Source organism: Candidiatus Paracoxiella cheracis (genome assembly GCF_049348705.1).
GTDB classification, from domain to species: Bacteria; Pseudomonadota; Gammaproteobacteria; order Coxiellales; family Coxiellaceae; genus Paracoxiella; species Paracoxiella cheracis.
Genome location: NZ_CP186485.1, coordinates 1,075,580 through 1,089,396, shown reverse-complemented (window position 1 = coordinate 1,089,396; position 13,817 = coordinate 1,075,580). Strand labels below are relative to the sequence as shown.

The window sequence follows — 13,817 nt, the reverse complement described above, 5'->3', positions numbered from 1 at the left end:
CCGCGGCTATTTAAGTTGTCGCGTATTGCGAGTCGATTATTGACAGGGATGGCAATAATCTATCACGAGCATCGCGACACGCTTGAAATCGATACGGTAAATGCTCATCGCGCCCTTCTGGAATCCCTAGCCGGCGAGTTTGAATGATTTTACTTGGCGCATACCCTATTTTTTCAATAAAAAATTTATCGGAGTCAAAGTTTTTCTGATCCCACTCTTTAACACGCAAACCCAGCGATTTACAGAGTAATGTTTGCCCTGCACATAGTAATGCAGGTTCACGACTAGCGAGTTTATTTTTCTTTGGATTTAATGTTTGCATCATTTTCAACATAGCTTCTGGATTAGCACCATTGGTATAGGGCAGGCCTGATTTGATTAACAGCGCGTTGCCTTTTCCCTTACAACTTATATTTAAAGAATCACCCCCGCGTGCATAGTACATATAAATCGTGCCTGCTGGCATAAATAGTGCTTTGCGTTTTTCAGTATACCCCAACGATCCATGACTGGCTTTATCTGTTAAATAATAAGCCTCAGTTTCAATAATACTAGCGGATAGCCATAAATCATTGTGTTTTACACGAATTACTTTCCCCAGTAAATCTTTAGCAACTGTTTCGGGATCACGATTGAAAAATTGATCACTTATCATGGAGGTTACCTCAATGCATGGATAAACCCAAACGCCGCAAAACCAATCAATATGATACCGCCCACTATATTAAAGTAATGCATTACTTTATCGGATATTCTATGGCGAGTAAAATGCAGGGCTGTATTCAAAGCAAGGATCCAGCTACTAGTTCCGAGTAGCACGCCAATGCCAACATAAATGGCCGATACAATACCATGATGAGAAAGTGAAGCAATTTGGGAGCTAACCGAAGCCCAAAATAATATTGTTATGGGATTCAATAGTGTCATAAAATAAGCCTGAAAATAATGATGCCAGGCTTTTGGATCTTTTTTTTTCTTAATATTTTCTCTGTCGGTCGATGCAGATTTTAAGCGTATTGCTGAAATGCCAAACCACAACAGTATCAACGCACCGATAATGCCGATAATGCGAAGAACTAATTCATGTTGCAACAGCACAAGTGCGCCCGCGAGCAACAGAATAAAATAAGTCATATCGGCACTACATGCACCCAAACCGAAGCTAATACCAAATCGGCTACCAAACTGTAAATTACGTCGAATTACTTCTAGATTGATAGGACCGATGGGAATCGCCGCTCCCCATCCTAGCAATAGGCCGAATATTATTTCATGAAACATAGAGGCTCTTAAATTTAATTTTCAAATATTAATTTCCATAATATTGCCCCGATAACGCTCCCAATAAGGGGTCCTGCAATCGGCACCCAAGCATAGCCCCAATCCGATTTTCCTTTACCGGCGATCGGTAAAATTGCATGGGCAATTCTCGGCCCTAAATCGCGCGCTGGATTAATTGCATAACCAGTAGGGCCGCCCAACGATAAACCAATGCCCCATACAATAACACCCACTAAATAAGGTCCAATGCCCAAAATGGGGTGTCCTAGCGTTGCCTGTCCAAATACGGCCGCAACACCAACGATCAGTATCACGCTTGCAATGATCTCGGTCATCAAATTACTGGGATACGAACGAATCGCAGGCACAGTGCTAAAAACCAGTAATTTATAAGTTTGATTTTCAGTTTCTCTCCAATGTGGAAAATAGGCTATCCAAACGAGAACAGCCCCTACGAATGCACCACACAATTGTGCAAGCCAAATAATGAGTAACTGCTGCAAGGTATAAAGATGCAATAAATATTTTGATAAAGAGACTGCGGGATTCACATCTGCATTAGTTGAGCCCGCTGATTGTGCTACGAATACAGCCATCACCACCGCCACAAACCAGCCTGTCGTTATCACAATCCAACCACCGCCCTCACCTTTTGAGCGTTTGAGTAACACGGTTGCAACGGCACCATCACCCAATAAAATAAGCACCATAGTTCCCAAAAATTCTCCCAATGCGTAATCAAACACTAGCGATGTACTCCTTCAAACGATTAATTTCTTCATCGGTTAACACTAAACCTAATTTGCTGCGTCGCCAAATTAAATCTTCGCAGGTTTGTGTCCATTCGTTTTTTATTAAATAGTCGACTTCAGCTTCGTATAAATCGGCACCGAAACATTGTCCTAAATCATTAAGTGATTTTGCATTTTTTAGTATGGTGCGTGTAATCGTGCCATAACTCTCTGCATAACGCGATAACATTTCAATCGGCACCCAAGGATATTCTTGCTTTAATGTTTCAAAAAATTGATTCACGTTATCTCCTTTTAAATCACTTCCTGGCAATGGAGAATGCGCCGTCCACGGTTTGCCCATGTTGGGAAAATATTTTTTTAATAGGGACATCACATGCTCTGACAAAGAACGATACGTTGTAATTTTTCCACCAAAAATAGAAATGATCGGCGAGCGACCGTTTTCCTCATTCACATCTAAATGATATTTTCTCGTAATTTGGGATGCTTTTTTAGCCTTATCATCGTAGAGTGAACGAACCCCAGCATAGCTCCAATTGATATCTCGTTCGGTGAGTTGCGTTGAAAAATAATAATTGACGGAATCTAGCAAATAGTTTATTTCTGCTTCAGATATGGTTACCACGTTTGGATCTGTATCAAAGGGAACATCAGTGGTACCTATCAATGTAAAATCACGTTTAAATGGAATGGCAAAAACAACACGTCCATCAGGATTTTGCAGTATATACGCATAATGGCCTTTATATAATTTTGGAACAGTAAAATGGCTGCCTTTGATTAATCGCACTTGTGCCGTTGTTTTAATATTTGCAATATCATGCAAAAACTCGGAAACCCATGGCCCTGTTGCATTGACTAATGCCTTTGCGTGCACAGTCATTTGTTCGTTGGTATTTTTACAATATAACTTTGCTACCCAATGCCCTGCTTCTCGAGTGACCGACTGGCAGTCTGTTCGTGTTAATATCATGGCGCCGTGTGATTGCGCATCGAGTGCATTGATGACAACTAAGCGTGCATCGTCTGTTTGACAGTCCGTGTAACGAAATCCAGTTTTAAATTTTTCTTTTAATGGTTTTCCTTCTAAAACTTTTCGCAGATTTAATTTTTTCGCGCCTTTTAACGACTCACGACGCGCTAAATAATCATATAAAAATAAACCGATACGAATCATCCAGGCGGGACGCAGATGTTTATCATGAGGCAACACGAATTCTAAGGGGCGCACCATATAAGGCGCTTTTTTCATTAAAATTTCACGCTCTTTTAGCGCTTCACGAACCAACTTAATTTCAATTTGCTCGAGGTATCGCAAACCACCGTGAATCAACTTGCTGCTATAAGATGAGGTGTGATTTGCTAAATCATCTTTTTCACAGAGTACAACCGATAAGCCTCGCCCAGCCGCATCCGCAGCTACGCCGACTCCGTTGATACCACCCCCAATAACTAATAAATCTGATTCTAGAACGTTCATGGCTTTGTCGCTTTCGTGAATAAATTTTTATAGTATAGAGTAAGAACTTCTGCTTGCAACCTGATAGGAATTATCTTCTGTGACACATTATATTTTATCCATTGATCAAGGAACAACCAGCTCGCGTGCGGTGGTCTTTGATCAAGATGGCCATCTTGTTTCCGAGCATCACATTGAAATCACTCAATATTACCCACGCGATGGATGGGTTGCTCACGACGCCGAGGAAATTTGGCAAACTACGCTGACATGTTGTCGGCAAGCACTGAAAAAAGCGAACCTTAGCGCTCAGAATGTCGCGACTATCGGCATTTCAAATCAACGCGAAACTACCGTGCTGTGGAATCGTAGAACGGGACAAATCGTTCGACGTGCCATCGTATGGCAAGATCGCCGTACTGCAAAAATCTGTGCAAATTTACGCACACGAACTGGCATCCCTGAAATGATTGCTGATAAAACGGGGCTGTTACTCGATCCTTATTTTTCCTCCACTAAAATCAAATGGTTATTGGATAATGTTACAGGAACACGTGAGCTTGCTGAGCGAGGCGAAATTGCCTTTGGGACCATCGATACTTTTTTATTATGGAAATTAACCGGCGGCCACGTCCATGCAACCGATGTCACGAATGCCTCACGCACCATGCTTTTCAATATTCATACGCTTAAATGGGATGACGAGTTGTTGGCGTTGTTCGATATTCCTAAGTCGCTGTTACCGGAAGTGTATGAAAACTGTTCAAAATTTGGTGAGACAACTGCGAACCTATTTGGAAGTCCTATTCCCATTACCGGCATGATCGGCGATCAACAGGCCGCAACCATTGGGCAAGCCTGCTTCCAACCCGGCATGGTCAAAAGCACTTATGGAACTGGCGCTTTTCTATTATTAAATACAGGCGAAAAAGTCATTCGTTCAAAAAATAAATTATTATCAACTATCGCTTATCAAATTGATGGCAAGGTGACCTATGGTCTGGAAGGCAGTATTTTTGCAGCAGGTTCCATCATCAAATGGTTACGCGATCAACTAAAGCTTATTCAATCTGCCCATGAAACAGAGCGGTTTGCTGAATCCATTGAGGATACAGGCGGAGTTTACTTGGTGCCCGCTTTTACAGGCTTGGGTGCACCCTATTGGGATTCTGATGCACGAGGCGCTTTATTTGGATTAACGCGTGATACATGCGTCGAACATATCGTGCGGGCTGCGTTAGAATCAATATGTTATCAAACACTCGATTTAATGCAGTGTATGTTGCAAGACGGCTCTGGCGAGTTCGAAACATTACGAGTCGATGGCGGCATGGTGACCAACAACTGGCTATTACAATTTTTATCAGATATTTTATCCGTTGAGGTGTCACGACCTTGCATCACAGAAACCACAGCATTAGGTGCTGCTTATATCGCTGGTTTAGGTGTGGGTATTTATCAATCGCTAGAAGATATCTCTACATTATGGAAAATGGATCGAGATTTTAGGCCACAAATGGGTTATCAACGCCGCAAACATTTATATGAGGGCTGGGAAACTGCCGTAAAACGCGTACTTAATTCGCCTCAACCTTGAGCTTGATTGCCTCTTTTTGCGGTTTGCAATACGTTTCTTTTATAAAAAATGATGAAATAATCAAAGAAATTAAAGACAGGAGTGGCATCATGCTAAATCCAATAATAAAATTGTCAGGCTTGAGATTAGTGATATCGGTTGCCGCCCCCGCTGATAAATAAATAAAATAACTCGCAATCGGTGGAATAATGGCTCCAAATATAATGATGGTTCCGTTATTCAAACCTAGCCCCGTCGCTCGAGTACTTAAATCCACGTGTTCTGAAATAGCAGCAAAACCGACATTTTGACCTGAAGCGGCAATACCGAGACAGAAAAATAATATACTGTAAATCCAATGCGCATGATTTAGTGGTAAATAAGTAATACCCGCTGTGCTTATAAGAGCGATAAGCGAACAAAATATCAATGTGGGTTTTCGACGTTTTGCAATATCGGATAATGCACCCAACAGCGGACACCCTATCGCATAGCCCAACCAAGCAAGCGAAACCATATCCGCTGCCCCACCTTGTGTTAAGCCACGTGCTTGTAAATATTCAGTACCCCAAATCGCGCCCAGCAGTGAAATCGATACATAAACGGTTGCTGAATAAAAAGCCACAAACCAGGCTTGCTTGTTTTTAACTAATCGCAATAATCGATCTTTCAAAGGCTCGGCTTGTTTTAAATAAATTAGCGTTTGCTCACCACCACGAGGTTTATTTCGCACGATAAAAATGATTAACACCGTTAAAACAATACCGAAGCTACCGATCTCCATCAAAGCAGTTCGCCAACTTTCATGCGTTGCCGTCATCAGCGCAATTAGTGGGCCACCTGCCAATAGCGGACCCATCGTTCCGATGCATTGAGAGGCTCCTGCAAAAAATCCAAAGTTTTTCCGTGGAAACCAAGTGACGGCAATAACTAATAAACAAACGAATGCAAATGAAGAGCCAAAACCCATTAATAAGCGGCTAATTAGTGCTGTGCTAAAGCTATTTGAATACGAAAACCAAAAAGTTGCACCCGCACAAAGTAAGGTTGCAAAAATCATGATGCGTTTAACGCCAAATTTATCCACCAAGATGCCGACAGGCACTTGCATCAGCGCATAGGCGATGTAATAAGCTGAGCCGATGATTGCAAATGTTTCAGCGTTTAATTTTAAATCGGGAATAATTTCATGGGCAACACTACCCACAAAAGTACGCAAGAAAAATTCATAAAGAAAAAATAAAGTGTAGAACTCTCGACTTGATCTGACAGTTGAGATTTATCGGACATATTTTCTGTCCGATAGATCGGATTCTAATTACTCCTCTACCAGTTGCGTGTCGTGATTACTGTGCGCCTTATTCAATTCATCTGGCGACACGCTTGGAATAGTTTTACATAGTTTATCTAATTCTTTTTCTTGTGCCAAATGCTTTGCATCAAGAAAAGTTTGCATGGGTGTTTTTCCATAACAACGCTCGCCGGAATGGGGCCTGACCTCATTATATGTTTTGATCCACATAAAATTCTTGTTTAATCGTTTTATGAAAACGTTCACAAATACCATTGGTCTGCGGAGAACGTGCGCGTGTTTTCGAATGGTCAATGTCTTCAACTGCTAAATAAAGTTGATAGGCGTGGTTCTCAATTTTTCCACAATATTCCGTCCCGCGATCCGTGAGCATACGCAGCAATCGGATACCTTGCTCATTAAACCATGGCAATACACGTTCATTTAATAAATGAGCTGCCGTCATCGCTGTTTTCTCCGTGTATAACTTCGCAAAAGCGATTCTGCTATAGGTATCGACAAAAGTCTGCTCATAAATACGGCCAACGCCCTTCATCGTGCCAACATAATACGTATCCTGAGAACCTAAATAACCTGGGTGTTCTGTTTCAATCTCGCCGTGCGCTTCTTTTTCTCGTTTTGATTTTTCTAATGCTTGTCATTGTTCTTCCGTTAATAACATACCGTCTTGCGCCGATTTCGCTTCAAGCGCTTTTAGTCGCTTCTTAAAAGTCTCTAGATCATTACGTAGCCACACCGAACGAACTCCGCTGCTCGATACGATAATGCCTCGCGCCAGTAATTCATTGGCCGCACGTGCCTGACCTAACGCTGGGTTTTCAATAGCCAAAGCAATTACCGCTTCTTCTACATGTAACGGCACTCTATTTTTTTCATTCGGTTTCTTCTTACTCATATCATGGAGTGCTTCTTCGCCACCATTTTCATAAAGTGTTTTGAAACGGTAAAAACTGTCGCGTGAATAACCCATAACCTTGCAGGCTTGTGAAACATTTCCCAATTGTTTAGACAGCTCTAGTAAACCTAATTTGGGTTTGATAATCTTTTCGGATACACTGGTCATAATGACACTCCTCGTGTTGGTTGTTTAAGGTTGGTCAATTAAATTTTACTCTAACTGACCAGGAGTGTCAGATCAAGTCTGAAGGTTTACAAATAATTTTCACATCAACACCGCGATTTTTTGCCCTTACCAACGCCTTTGCGATCGGATGTGATGTAAACGAATAGGCCTGCATAAAAATACTCTGCTTCGCATGATTAATTAATCTGACTATTTTTTTCGTGCAATTTTGATATGGTGTAAAACACACCTGTACCGTCGCAACTGGTTTCATTAAGTCAGCGCCAGCAATATTCGAATACATAGCGATAAAGAATACTAATAAAAAATAGGTAATTTTAATTATGTTATGGCCCTAGTCCTAAGTTATTTAAGTTTTCGTTAATAATTTCATGGCATTTTATCACTGATCCACAGCTTTAGTTAATCAAAACATTGTAAACAAGAATAGGAATCATTATTATTTCTGGGGTTCAATTTTAAGAAAGGATGAAAAACCATGCGAAAAACTGTTACCTCTTTTTTTGGCCTTTTTGTCGCAATCACTTCAACATTAATTTTCTACAACTCAGCAGTTGAAGCCCCACCAGAGGAAAAATTTAACTTTAATCTAGATACCAACGTCAAAGCAATGATGCTTGTATTTGCAATTTTTATCGGATTTAATGAATTTTTTGAAGTTATCGATCATATGGGAGGCCATGATCATAACCATCATAATGAAGAAGAAAGCCTTTCCAATCTTTTAGTAGCACCTACTACTGAAGAACAGGACTCATCTGAAATAATACAACAAGTTGCAGGCAATGAAGGGCAAATTCGTTGCTGTACAAAACAGTTCTTAGGTAAAACCGCTAAAACCGCTACCACCCTTGCTGTTTCACCATTACTTGTAGCAGCTTGCTACAGCTTTTTCACAGAAGCTCTCTCTTTAATGCAATCGCTCAGAATACCACCAGAAACGTTAACACAAAAATTACTAGCAATTATACCAACCGTATTCATGGGGAGCCGTTTTTTGGTTATTCCAGTTGCACACACACTCCGAAATATTTGGGGTGGACATGAAGAATTTACGGCAAGAGTTACCGGTAGCAATGAACCCGTTACCTTTTTACAAACGCATGGTATCAGAGCATGTGTTTTCATCATTTTTTGTGGGACACACCTAACAGAAGCTTTTTTATTATCCGAAGAAATACAACAAGATTGGATAAAAATTCTGAGTATTATTGGTTTAGCCGGAAGCCGAGCCATTGCACACCTCGATCATGTTGCTGCGCTACCCAATGCCTATCACGATTGGCGACAACGATCATCATGTGTTCGTTGCACGACTGGCATGTCAGGTATCTTCTCAGGTCTAGCACATGCATCTTCAGCTACCTTAAGTACTATCTATTTTTGGAAAAAAACAAACTACTGGGGAAAAATTGCAATGCCTTTAGCTATTCTGGTTGAAGGAGCTACAGGGGCTGTTGAACATCAACAACACGGTGGGCGTCACATTGCATCTGCAATGACACGCTCATAAGCAAAATGCAAATACCAGGGATGAAAAAAATTAGGTCATTTCGAGCAAACGCGATAAATCTCGAACGTGTAGCACTTGCTGTGGTCAGAAGAATTCAGATTAAATACGAAATAAAAATAGCGAGTGCTGCTAATGCAATGCCGCCGAAAACATCGACCAAATAATGGAACCCTAATAACACCGTGGCTATGATCAACAAGAAATTCATAATCAATAACGGAATAAATAACCATTTTTTAGGATACATGGCACAGGTTAAAATAACCGCCCATGCGACATGAAACGAAGGAAAAGCAATCAATCCCCCATCACCCGAGGCAACGGATTGCCCATGGTGGATTTTATAAAACTTAATAAACGTCGCATGTTCGCCCGGCATAAAATAAGCGCTGTGAAAAACCGATGCCGGTGCAGCGGTAGGGAAAAAATAATAAAATGTAGTGCCTATCAAAAAGGCTACTATCATTGTAATAAAAAAACGATCGACGATTTTATTCCCTTTAAAAAAAGGCAATAGTAGCGGCACCGCGACAATTTCAACGTACAAAAAATCATAGGCGGTTTCTAATAATTTGTGGATATAAACATGATGCGCCGTCCATGCCATTAACGCCGGCGTATTGATCCCGATCGCCTGATCGAGCGTTGCTAAAAAATTATCGATACGATGAAACGGTGTGAGCTGCACACCCGTCGTCAATATCGCAAAGCTCAGCACCAAGAAAAAAAACGTGCCATAGGCCTGGGTGAATTTCGCGAGTCTCGGCGCGCTTTGATGCGCCGCCATCGCTAACAGCGTCACGCCCAATATAAAAGGCGCCAAAATGACCCAACGAAGCGGCACATAGTTAAACCCAGGGTAATGCGTCGTGAGCGCATTGATTCCCATATACGCGAAGCCGACGAGCATGATCAACGCAATCAAACTATAAACTAGCCGCGTTTCCCGGCTAATATATTGATTATAAAATAATTTAACTACCACGGTAACACCGCGCTGCCCGACTGCAGTTCGCATGGATCAATAACCTCTAAGATTTTGAGCAGGCTCTAAGTGCTTCAGAAGTTGAGTATAACGGCAAAACCTTAAGGAAAGATTAAGAACTTCTCGCTTGCGTGAAAGCTAATTTAACTTTCACGCAGCGTCCTCAAACTGGCTGAAATCGATTTTCTTAAGCTTTGGATGTTTAGTCACCCATAAATCATACTGGGCTTGTAGTGCCAGCCAACTTTCGGGGCTTCTGCCTAAAGCAGCAGACAGCCGACAAGCCATTTCGGGTGAAACAGAGGCTTCTTCATTAATCAAACGATTAATAGTCGAGGGTGCTACTTTGAGATATTTCGCTAAAAATCGAACACTTAATCCAAAAGGATCAAGATAGGTTGCTTTAATAAAAGCACCGGGGTGTGGGGGGTTATGCATCGTCATCAGTGATAATCCTCGTAGTTAAGTATGTACACATCACCTTCAGAAAATTCAAACGTTAATCGCCTTGCGCAACATAGATCGAGAGTAAAAAAACTCTGGACCACAATCGCTAGGCTCAAGAGACACATACAAGAAAAGAAACACCCACCCTACCTCGGCGCTGGAAGCGCTGGCAAATCCTCCTGCGACAGACGTTGCGCTTGCGGTGCGTGTTCAGCAAACTGTGGTCGATTCCTGAGTATGGCAAACAAAATGCTATATTTATTTCTTGCACTCCAAGCATACCAACCATCGACATCTGCATCGCGCACAGCCCGCATCTCTGCCAAAATATAATTAATTTTATTTTGCCTTGAAAGCGGATAACGATAATTATAAAGCTCAATATACGCATAAATTTTCACATTCGGAAAATCTTTCAATTGCTTGCGCAAATCCACCAACGAATCATACACCGTTTGATACGGCCGCGTGGCATGATAACGAAACGGCTCATAATGAGATGGATACACCATCGGACAAATAGCATGAAGTTTATCCGCAAATAAAGGGGCATTTTGACCGATATAAAGCGCTTCACTGTGTGCAGCAACACCAAAAATATCGATTTGCAGTTTCACACCCTTCCCTTTCAACATATCGCTGACATGTTGAATGACCTTATCGATATTGCGTGCATTTTGTTTCGAAGGGGGTTGTGATTTTTTATAACGAATATAATCGAGCTGAATTTCATCCGCACCGATTGAAACCGCTTCCATAATTTGTTGATAGCGTTTGTTTAAATAGGTTTGCGATGTCACTTGGCTCGGCAGCGCTCCGTGCGGAAACATGACGATCCGCGCCACATAGTGAATATTATTTTGCTTAATCAGCGCAACATTCTTCTGTAATTTTCGTGACATGTGATAATAATCGATCACAAACGTATCGATGCCCGACGCCTTCGCCTGTTGAATATAATATTTAACCTTGCTGGTAACCATGGCGGTATACTGCGTGAGATAGATGCCGCGAACCAAAGCGCTCGCGCTGACAGGTGCCAGAACGGCAACAGCAACAACCAGATTGATCAAAAATCGAACGGTCCTCATGATCTAAGTTCATCCCTTATTATTCAGTTGCTAATGAAAGTATAAACCAGAATCCAGCACGCTGCTATTTTGCTCTAATGAGAAAAGCCGAAGGATCGCGAAAATCCTTCGGCTCTGTTTGTTCAGTTTTATTAATTATTGCCTGGTTAATCTTCCCCTAAATTACCGGACACTAATTTGTTAAAATCTATGAAGTAACAAAGAGGTGATCTCATGACAAAGAAGACTCGAAAATACACACCGGAATTTAAACAAGAAGCAATCCATCTAGCACTCAGTTCTCCTTCCGTGTTAAGCGCTGCAAAAGACTTAGGCATGCCCGAAGCGACCCTCCACACCTGGGTGGATAAAGCCAGGAAGAGTGGTGAAGTGATTCATCCCAGCGCAAAGCAACCGGTCAACATAGGGGAACTCATTGAATAAAATCAACAGCTTAAGAAGCGACTGGCACGACTGGAACAGGAGAAAGCCATTCTAAAAAAGGCGGCCACGTACTTCGCGAAAGAACTCGAGTGAAGTACAGCTTTATTCAAAAGCACGCCCAACTATTTGGAATTAACTTGCTATGTGATGTACTGGGTGTCAGTCGTAGTGGTTATTATGACTGGCTATCCCGACCTATGAGCCCACGTGAGCAAGCAAACCAACAATTAGATGAAAAAATTAAGGTAATTTATATGAGAAACAAACAACGTTACGGTTCACCACGTATAACTCGTGCATTGCAAGCGGAATCGATTTCCTGCAGTCACACGCGTATTGAGCGGCGTATGCGCTCCATGGGCTTAAAAGCACTTGCCAAGCGTAGATTTAAAATAACCACAGACTCGGGTCACAACAAGCCTATTTTTGAGAATATTTTAAAGAGAGATTTCACGACAACGGCGATCAATCAAAAATGGGTGAGTGATCTGACGTACATTCCAACCCGTGAAGGTTGGTTGTATTTAGCGGTGGTTATCGATGTGCATTCACGTTCGGTTATTGGCTCGTCAATGAATAAAAGCATGAAACAAGATTTAGTGTGTGATGCGTTATTGATGGCGTTATTCAAACGAAAATATCCAAAGCAAGTGATTATACACTCTGATCGGGGCAGTCAATATTGTTCGAAAAAATATAGGGAAATCATCAAGCAAAACAAGCTGATTGGTTCAATGAGCAGAAAGACTAATTGTTGGGATAATGCCATTGCAGAAAGTTTTTTCCATACCCTAAAAACGGAACTTGTGCATGTGAATGATTACACAACACGCGCTGAAGCAAGGCAAAGTCTTTTTCAGTATATTGAAGGCTATTACAATCACAGAAGAATGCATTCAGCTATTGACTACAAGACCCCTGTTGCGCTTGAATGTGCTGCGTAAAATCGAAAAAAAATGTGTCCGGTAAAGTGAGGGAAGATCACTCCAGAAGAGTTTAAAGTCCCAGGTACAGTCCAAACGCCTGTTAAATACGGATCGGTTTCTTGCTCCTGAGAGAAAGGAATATTGGGAGCTGTGTCTGTAGTATTAAATGCAATACTTTCTTCTGGATCTATATATTGTGATAGATCTTTCACATCTTTATCTTTTTTCTTAGTCTGTTTGTCATTTTGTATAGTATTATAGTTTGGATCATACTCCGCAGCACTTGAGTCTTGTCCATTAGGTAAAAGCCGCTTTGCTATGGATCGCCCCGTATCCGCGTCTTTGCTTTCTTGCGGTCCTAAATAGCTTCTAATAGAATTAAGATAGTCCTCCACTTGCCCAGCCAACTCGCTAGATATTTTATGATTTTGAGATAAGCATTTTAAGCAGGTGGACAGACCCTCAAGATCACCGCTTATTTTTATATGATAAGGTTCTTTCTCTACAGAAAATTTATCTCCTTTAAGAATTTCTTTTTTAAAGCTCTCGATAGCCTGAGGCTTGTAAGATCTAGGAAGATTAAATAGTAATTCCATTTTATTTGGATCAGTAGGTCCATCAAAACTAAAAGAAGATATCTCAATTTTGATTATCGGAAATGATTCAGAATTATTTTCATCTGTAAAAACTTCACTCATTATTAAATCTACTCTAATTGGAGAGCAATACAGCTCGTTATATAATCCTAATCTGAAGTTAGGCATTAATATCGTTAATATCCAGATCAAACCTGGTAGAACTTTACCAGTTAAATATTTTACTTGTCTAGATTATCATCAAGAATTTTAAAGAAATAATGTTGTTAGAGACAGAATTTATTAAAGAATCATTAAGGAAGGCCTTAAAAATTTTTAAGGCTGATGAAATACCATTTCTGCAGAATTTTTAAAAGATAATTCACGTGA

The 13,817-nt window shown here is 41.0% G+C and carries 14 protein-coding genes and 1 pseudogene; 4 read left to right on the top strand and 11 right to left on the bottom strand.

Translation table 11 applies throughout. From position 1 onward, the window contains the following. Positions 1 to 10: 10 nt before the first annotated feature. Genes ACJMKR_RS05595 through glpD form a run of 4 tightly spaced genes read right to left on the bottom strand, consistent with a single transcriptional unit; the run spans position 11 to position 3,516 of the window. On the bottom strand, positions 11 to 655 hold the full coding sequence (locus tag ACJMKR_RS05595) for a DNA-3-methyladenine glycosylase (protein ID WP_423064145.1): 645 nt from the start codon (positions 653 to 655) through the stop codon (positions 11 to 13). Between the two features lie 5 nt (positions 656 to 660). Next, positions 661 to 1,281: a LysE family translocator gene (locus tag ACJMKR_RS05590; RefSeq protein ID WP_423064144.1), complete on the bottom strand. Its 621-nt coding sequence runs from the start codon at positions 1,279 to 1,281 to the stop codon at positions 661 to 663. 14 nt (positions 1,282 to 1,295) lie between these two features. After that, entirely contained in the window at positions 1,296 to 2,027 is a 732-nt protein-coding gene (locus tag ACJMKR_RS05585; protein WP_423064143.1) for an MIP/aquaporin family protein, read from the bottom strand. Beyond that, positions 2,020 to 3,516, bottom strand: coding sequence for a glycerol-3-phosphate dehydrogenase (gene glpD / locus ACJMKR_RS05580; protein ID WP_423064142.1), 1,497 nt, complete (start codon positions 3,514 to 3,516; stop codon positions 2,020 to 2,022). Before glpD ends, ACJMKR_RS05585 begins: the two co-directional genes overlap by 8 nt. Before the next feature lie 79 nt (positions 3,517 to 3,595). On the opposite strand from glpD, the gene glpK reads away from it, so the two are divergent. Continuing rightward, positions 3,596 to 5,092, top strand: a complete 1,497-nt coding sequence (glpK, locus tag ACJMKR_RS05575) for a glycerol kinase GlpK (RefSeq protein WP_423064141.1) — start codon at positions 3,596 to 3,598, stop codon at positions 5,090 to 5,092. Here the strand turns inward: glpK and ACJMKR_RS05570 are convergent. The 3 genes and pseudogenes from ACJMKR_RS05570 to ACJMKR_RS05560 all read right to left on the bottom strand — a co-directional run bounded on the left by ACJMKR_RS05570 (position 5,073) and on the right by ACJMKR_RS05560 (position 7,621). Continuing rightward, positions 5,073 to 6,278, bottom strand: coding sequence for an MFS transporter (locus ACJMKR_RS05570; RefSeq protein WP_423064140.1), 1,206 nt, complete (start codon positions 6,276 to 6,278; stop codon positions 5,073 to 5,075). The genes glpK and ACJMKR_RS05570 overlap by 20 nt on opposite strands. A 111-nt stretch (positions 6,279 to 6,389) precedes the next feature. Next, positions 6,390 to 7,446, bottom strand: a pseudogene (locus ACJMKR_RS05565) (IS481 family transposase). A 67-nt stretch (positions 7,447 to 7,513) separates the two neighbouring features. Then, a complete protein-coding gene (locus ACJMKR_RS05560) occupies positions 7,514 to 7,621 on the bottom strand; it encodes a hypothetical protein (RefSeq protein WP_423064195.1) in 108 nt (35 codons plus the stop codon). A 324-nt stretch (positions 7,622 to 7,945) separates the two neighbouring features. On the opposite strand from ACJMKR_RS05560, the gene ACJMKR_RS05555 reads away from it, so the two are divergent. After that, positions 7,946 to 8,980, top strand: coding sequence for a hypothetical protein (locus ACJMKR_RS05555; protein ID WP_423064139.1), 1,035 nt, complete (start codon positions 7,946 to 7,948; stop codon positions 8,978 to 8,980). Between the two features lie 94 nt (positions 8,981 to 9,074). Here ACJMKR_RS05555 and ACJMKR_RS05550 read toward each other — a convergent pair whose 3' ends face one another. From ACJMKR_RS05550 to ACJMKR_RS05540, 3 genes are all read right to left on the bottom strand, one after another. Further along, entirely contained in the window at positions 9,075 to 9,998 is a 924-nt protein-coding gene (locus ACJMKR_RS05550; RefSeq protein ID WP_423064138.1) for a phosphatase PAP2 family protein, read from the bottom strand. Between the two features lie 117 nt (positions 9,999 to 10,115). Then, positions 10,116 to 10,409 carry a HigA family addiction module antitoxin gene (locus tag ACJMKR_RS05545; protein WP_423064137.1) on the bottom strand — a complete coding sequence of 98 codons (294 nt, stop codon included), beginning with the start codon at positions 10,407 to 10,409 and terminating at the stop codon, positions 10,116 to 10,118. Between the two features lie 149 nt (positions 10,410 to 10,558). After that, positions 10,559 to 11,503, bottom strand: a complete 945-nt coding sequence (locus ACJMKR_RS05540) for a putative glycoside hydrolase (RefSeq protein ID WP_423064136.1) — start codon at positions 11,501 to 11,503, stop codon at positions 10,559 to 10,561. A 213-nt stretch (positions 11,504 to 11,716) separates the two neighbouring features. Here ACJMKR_RS05540 and ACJMKR_RS05535 point away from each other — a divergent pair, with 213 nt between their 5' ends. Both ACJMKR_RS05535 and ACJMKR_RS05530 read left to right on the top strand, forming a co-directional pair. Further along, entirely contained in the window at positions 11,717 to 11,926 is a 210-nt protein-coding gene (locus tag ACJMKR_RS05535) for a transposase (protein WP_423062353.1), read from the top strand. Between the two features lie 89 nt (positions 11,927 to 12,015). Further along, the gene (locus tag ACJMKR_RS05530; protein WP_423064135.1) at positions 12,016 to 12,870 is read left to right on the top strand and encodes an IS3 family transposase; all 855 of its coding nucleotides are present in this window, start codon (positions 12,016 to 12,018) and stop codon (positions 12,868 to 12,870) included. Here the strand turns inward: ACJMKR_RS05530 and ACJMKR_RS05525 are convergent. Continuing rightward, positions 12,834 to 13,550, bottom strand: coding sequence for a hypothetical protein (locus ACJMKR_RS05525; RefSeq protein WP_423064134.1), 717 nt, complete (start codon positions 13,548 to 13,550; stop codon positions 12,834 to 12,836). The two genes, ACJMKR_RS05530 and ACJMKR_RS05525, sit on opposite strands and share 37 nt — an antisense overlap. Between the last annotated feature and the right edge of the window lie 267 nt (positions 13,551 to 13,817).

Excerpts from the sequence above, each read along its gene's own strand:
- ACJMKR_RS05550 (WP_423064138.1), bottom strand. The coding sequence starts at position 9,998 with ATGCGAACTGCAGTCGGGCAGCGCGGTGTTACCGTGGTAGTTAAATTA.
- glpD (WP_423064142.1), bottom strand. The coding sequence starts at position 3,516 with ATGAACGTTCTAGAATCAGATTTATTAGTTATTGGGGGTGGTATCAAC.
- ACJMKR_RS05560 (WP_423064195.1), bottom strand. The coding sequence starts at position 7,621 with ATGCAGGCCTATTCGTTTACATCACATCCGATCGCAAAGGCGTTGGTA.
- ACJMKR_RS05595 (WP_423064145.1), bottom strand. The coding sequence starts at position 655 with ATGATAAGTGATCAATTTTTCAATCGTGATCCCGAAACAGTTGCTAAA.
- ACJMKR_RS05525 (WP_423064134.1), bottom strand. The coding sequence starts at position 13,550 with ATGAGTGAAGTTTTTACAGATGAAAATAATTCTGAATCATTTCCGATA.
- ACJMKR_RS05555 (WP_423064139.1), top strand. The coding sequence starts at position 7,946 with ATGCGAAAAACTGTTACCTCTTTTTTTGGCCTTTTTGTCGCAATCACT.
- ACJMKR_RS05590 (WP_423064144.1), bottom strand. The coding sequence starts at position 1,281 with ATGTTTCATGAAATAATATTCGGCCTATTGCTAGGATGGGGAGCGGCG.
- ACJMKR_RS05540 (WP_423064136.1), bottom strand. The coding sequence starts at position 11,503 with ATGAGGACCGTTCGATTTTTGATCAATCTGGTTGTTGCTGTTGCCGTT.
- ACJMKR_RS05535 (WP_423062353.1), top strand. The coding sequence starts at position 11,717 with ATGACAAAGAAGACTCGAAAATACACACCGGAATTTAAACAAGAAGCA.
- ACJMKR_RS05545 (WP_423064137.1), bottom strand. The coding sequence starts at position 10,409 with ATGACGATGCATAACCCCCCACACCCCGGTGCTTTTATTAAAGCAACC.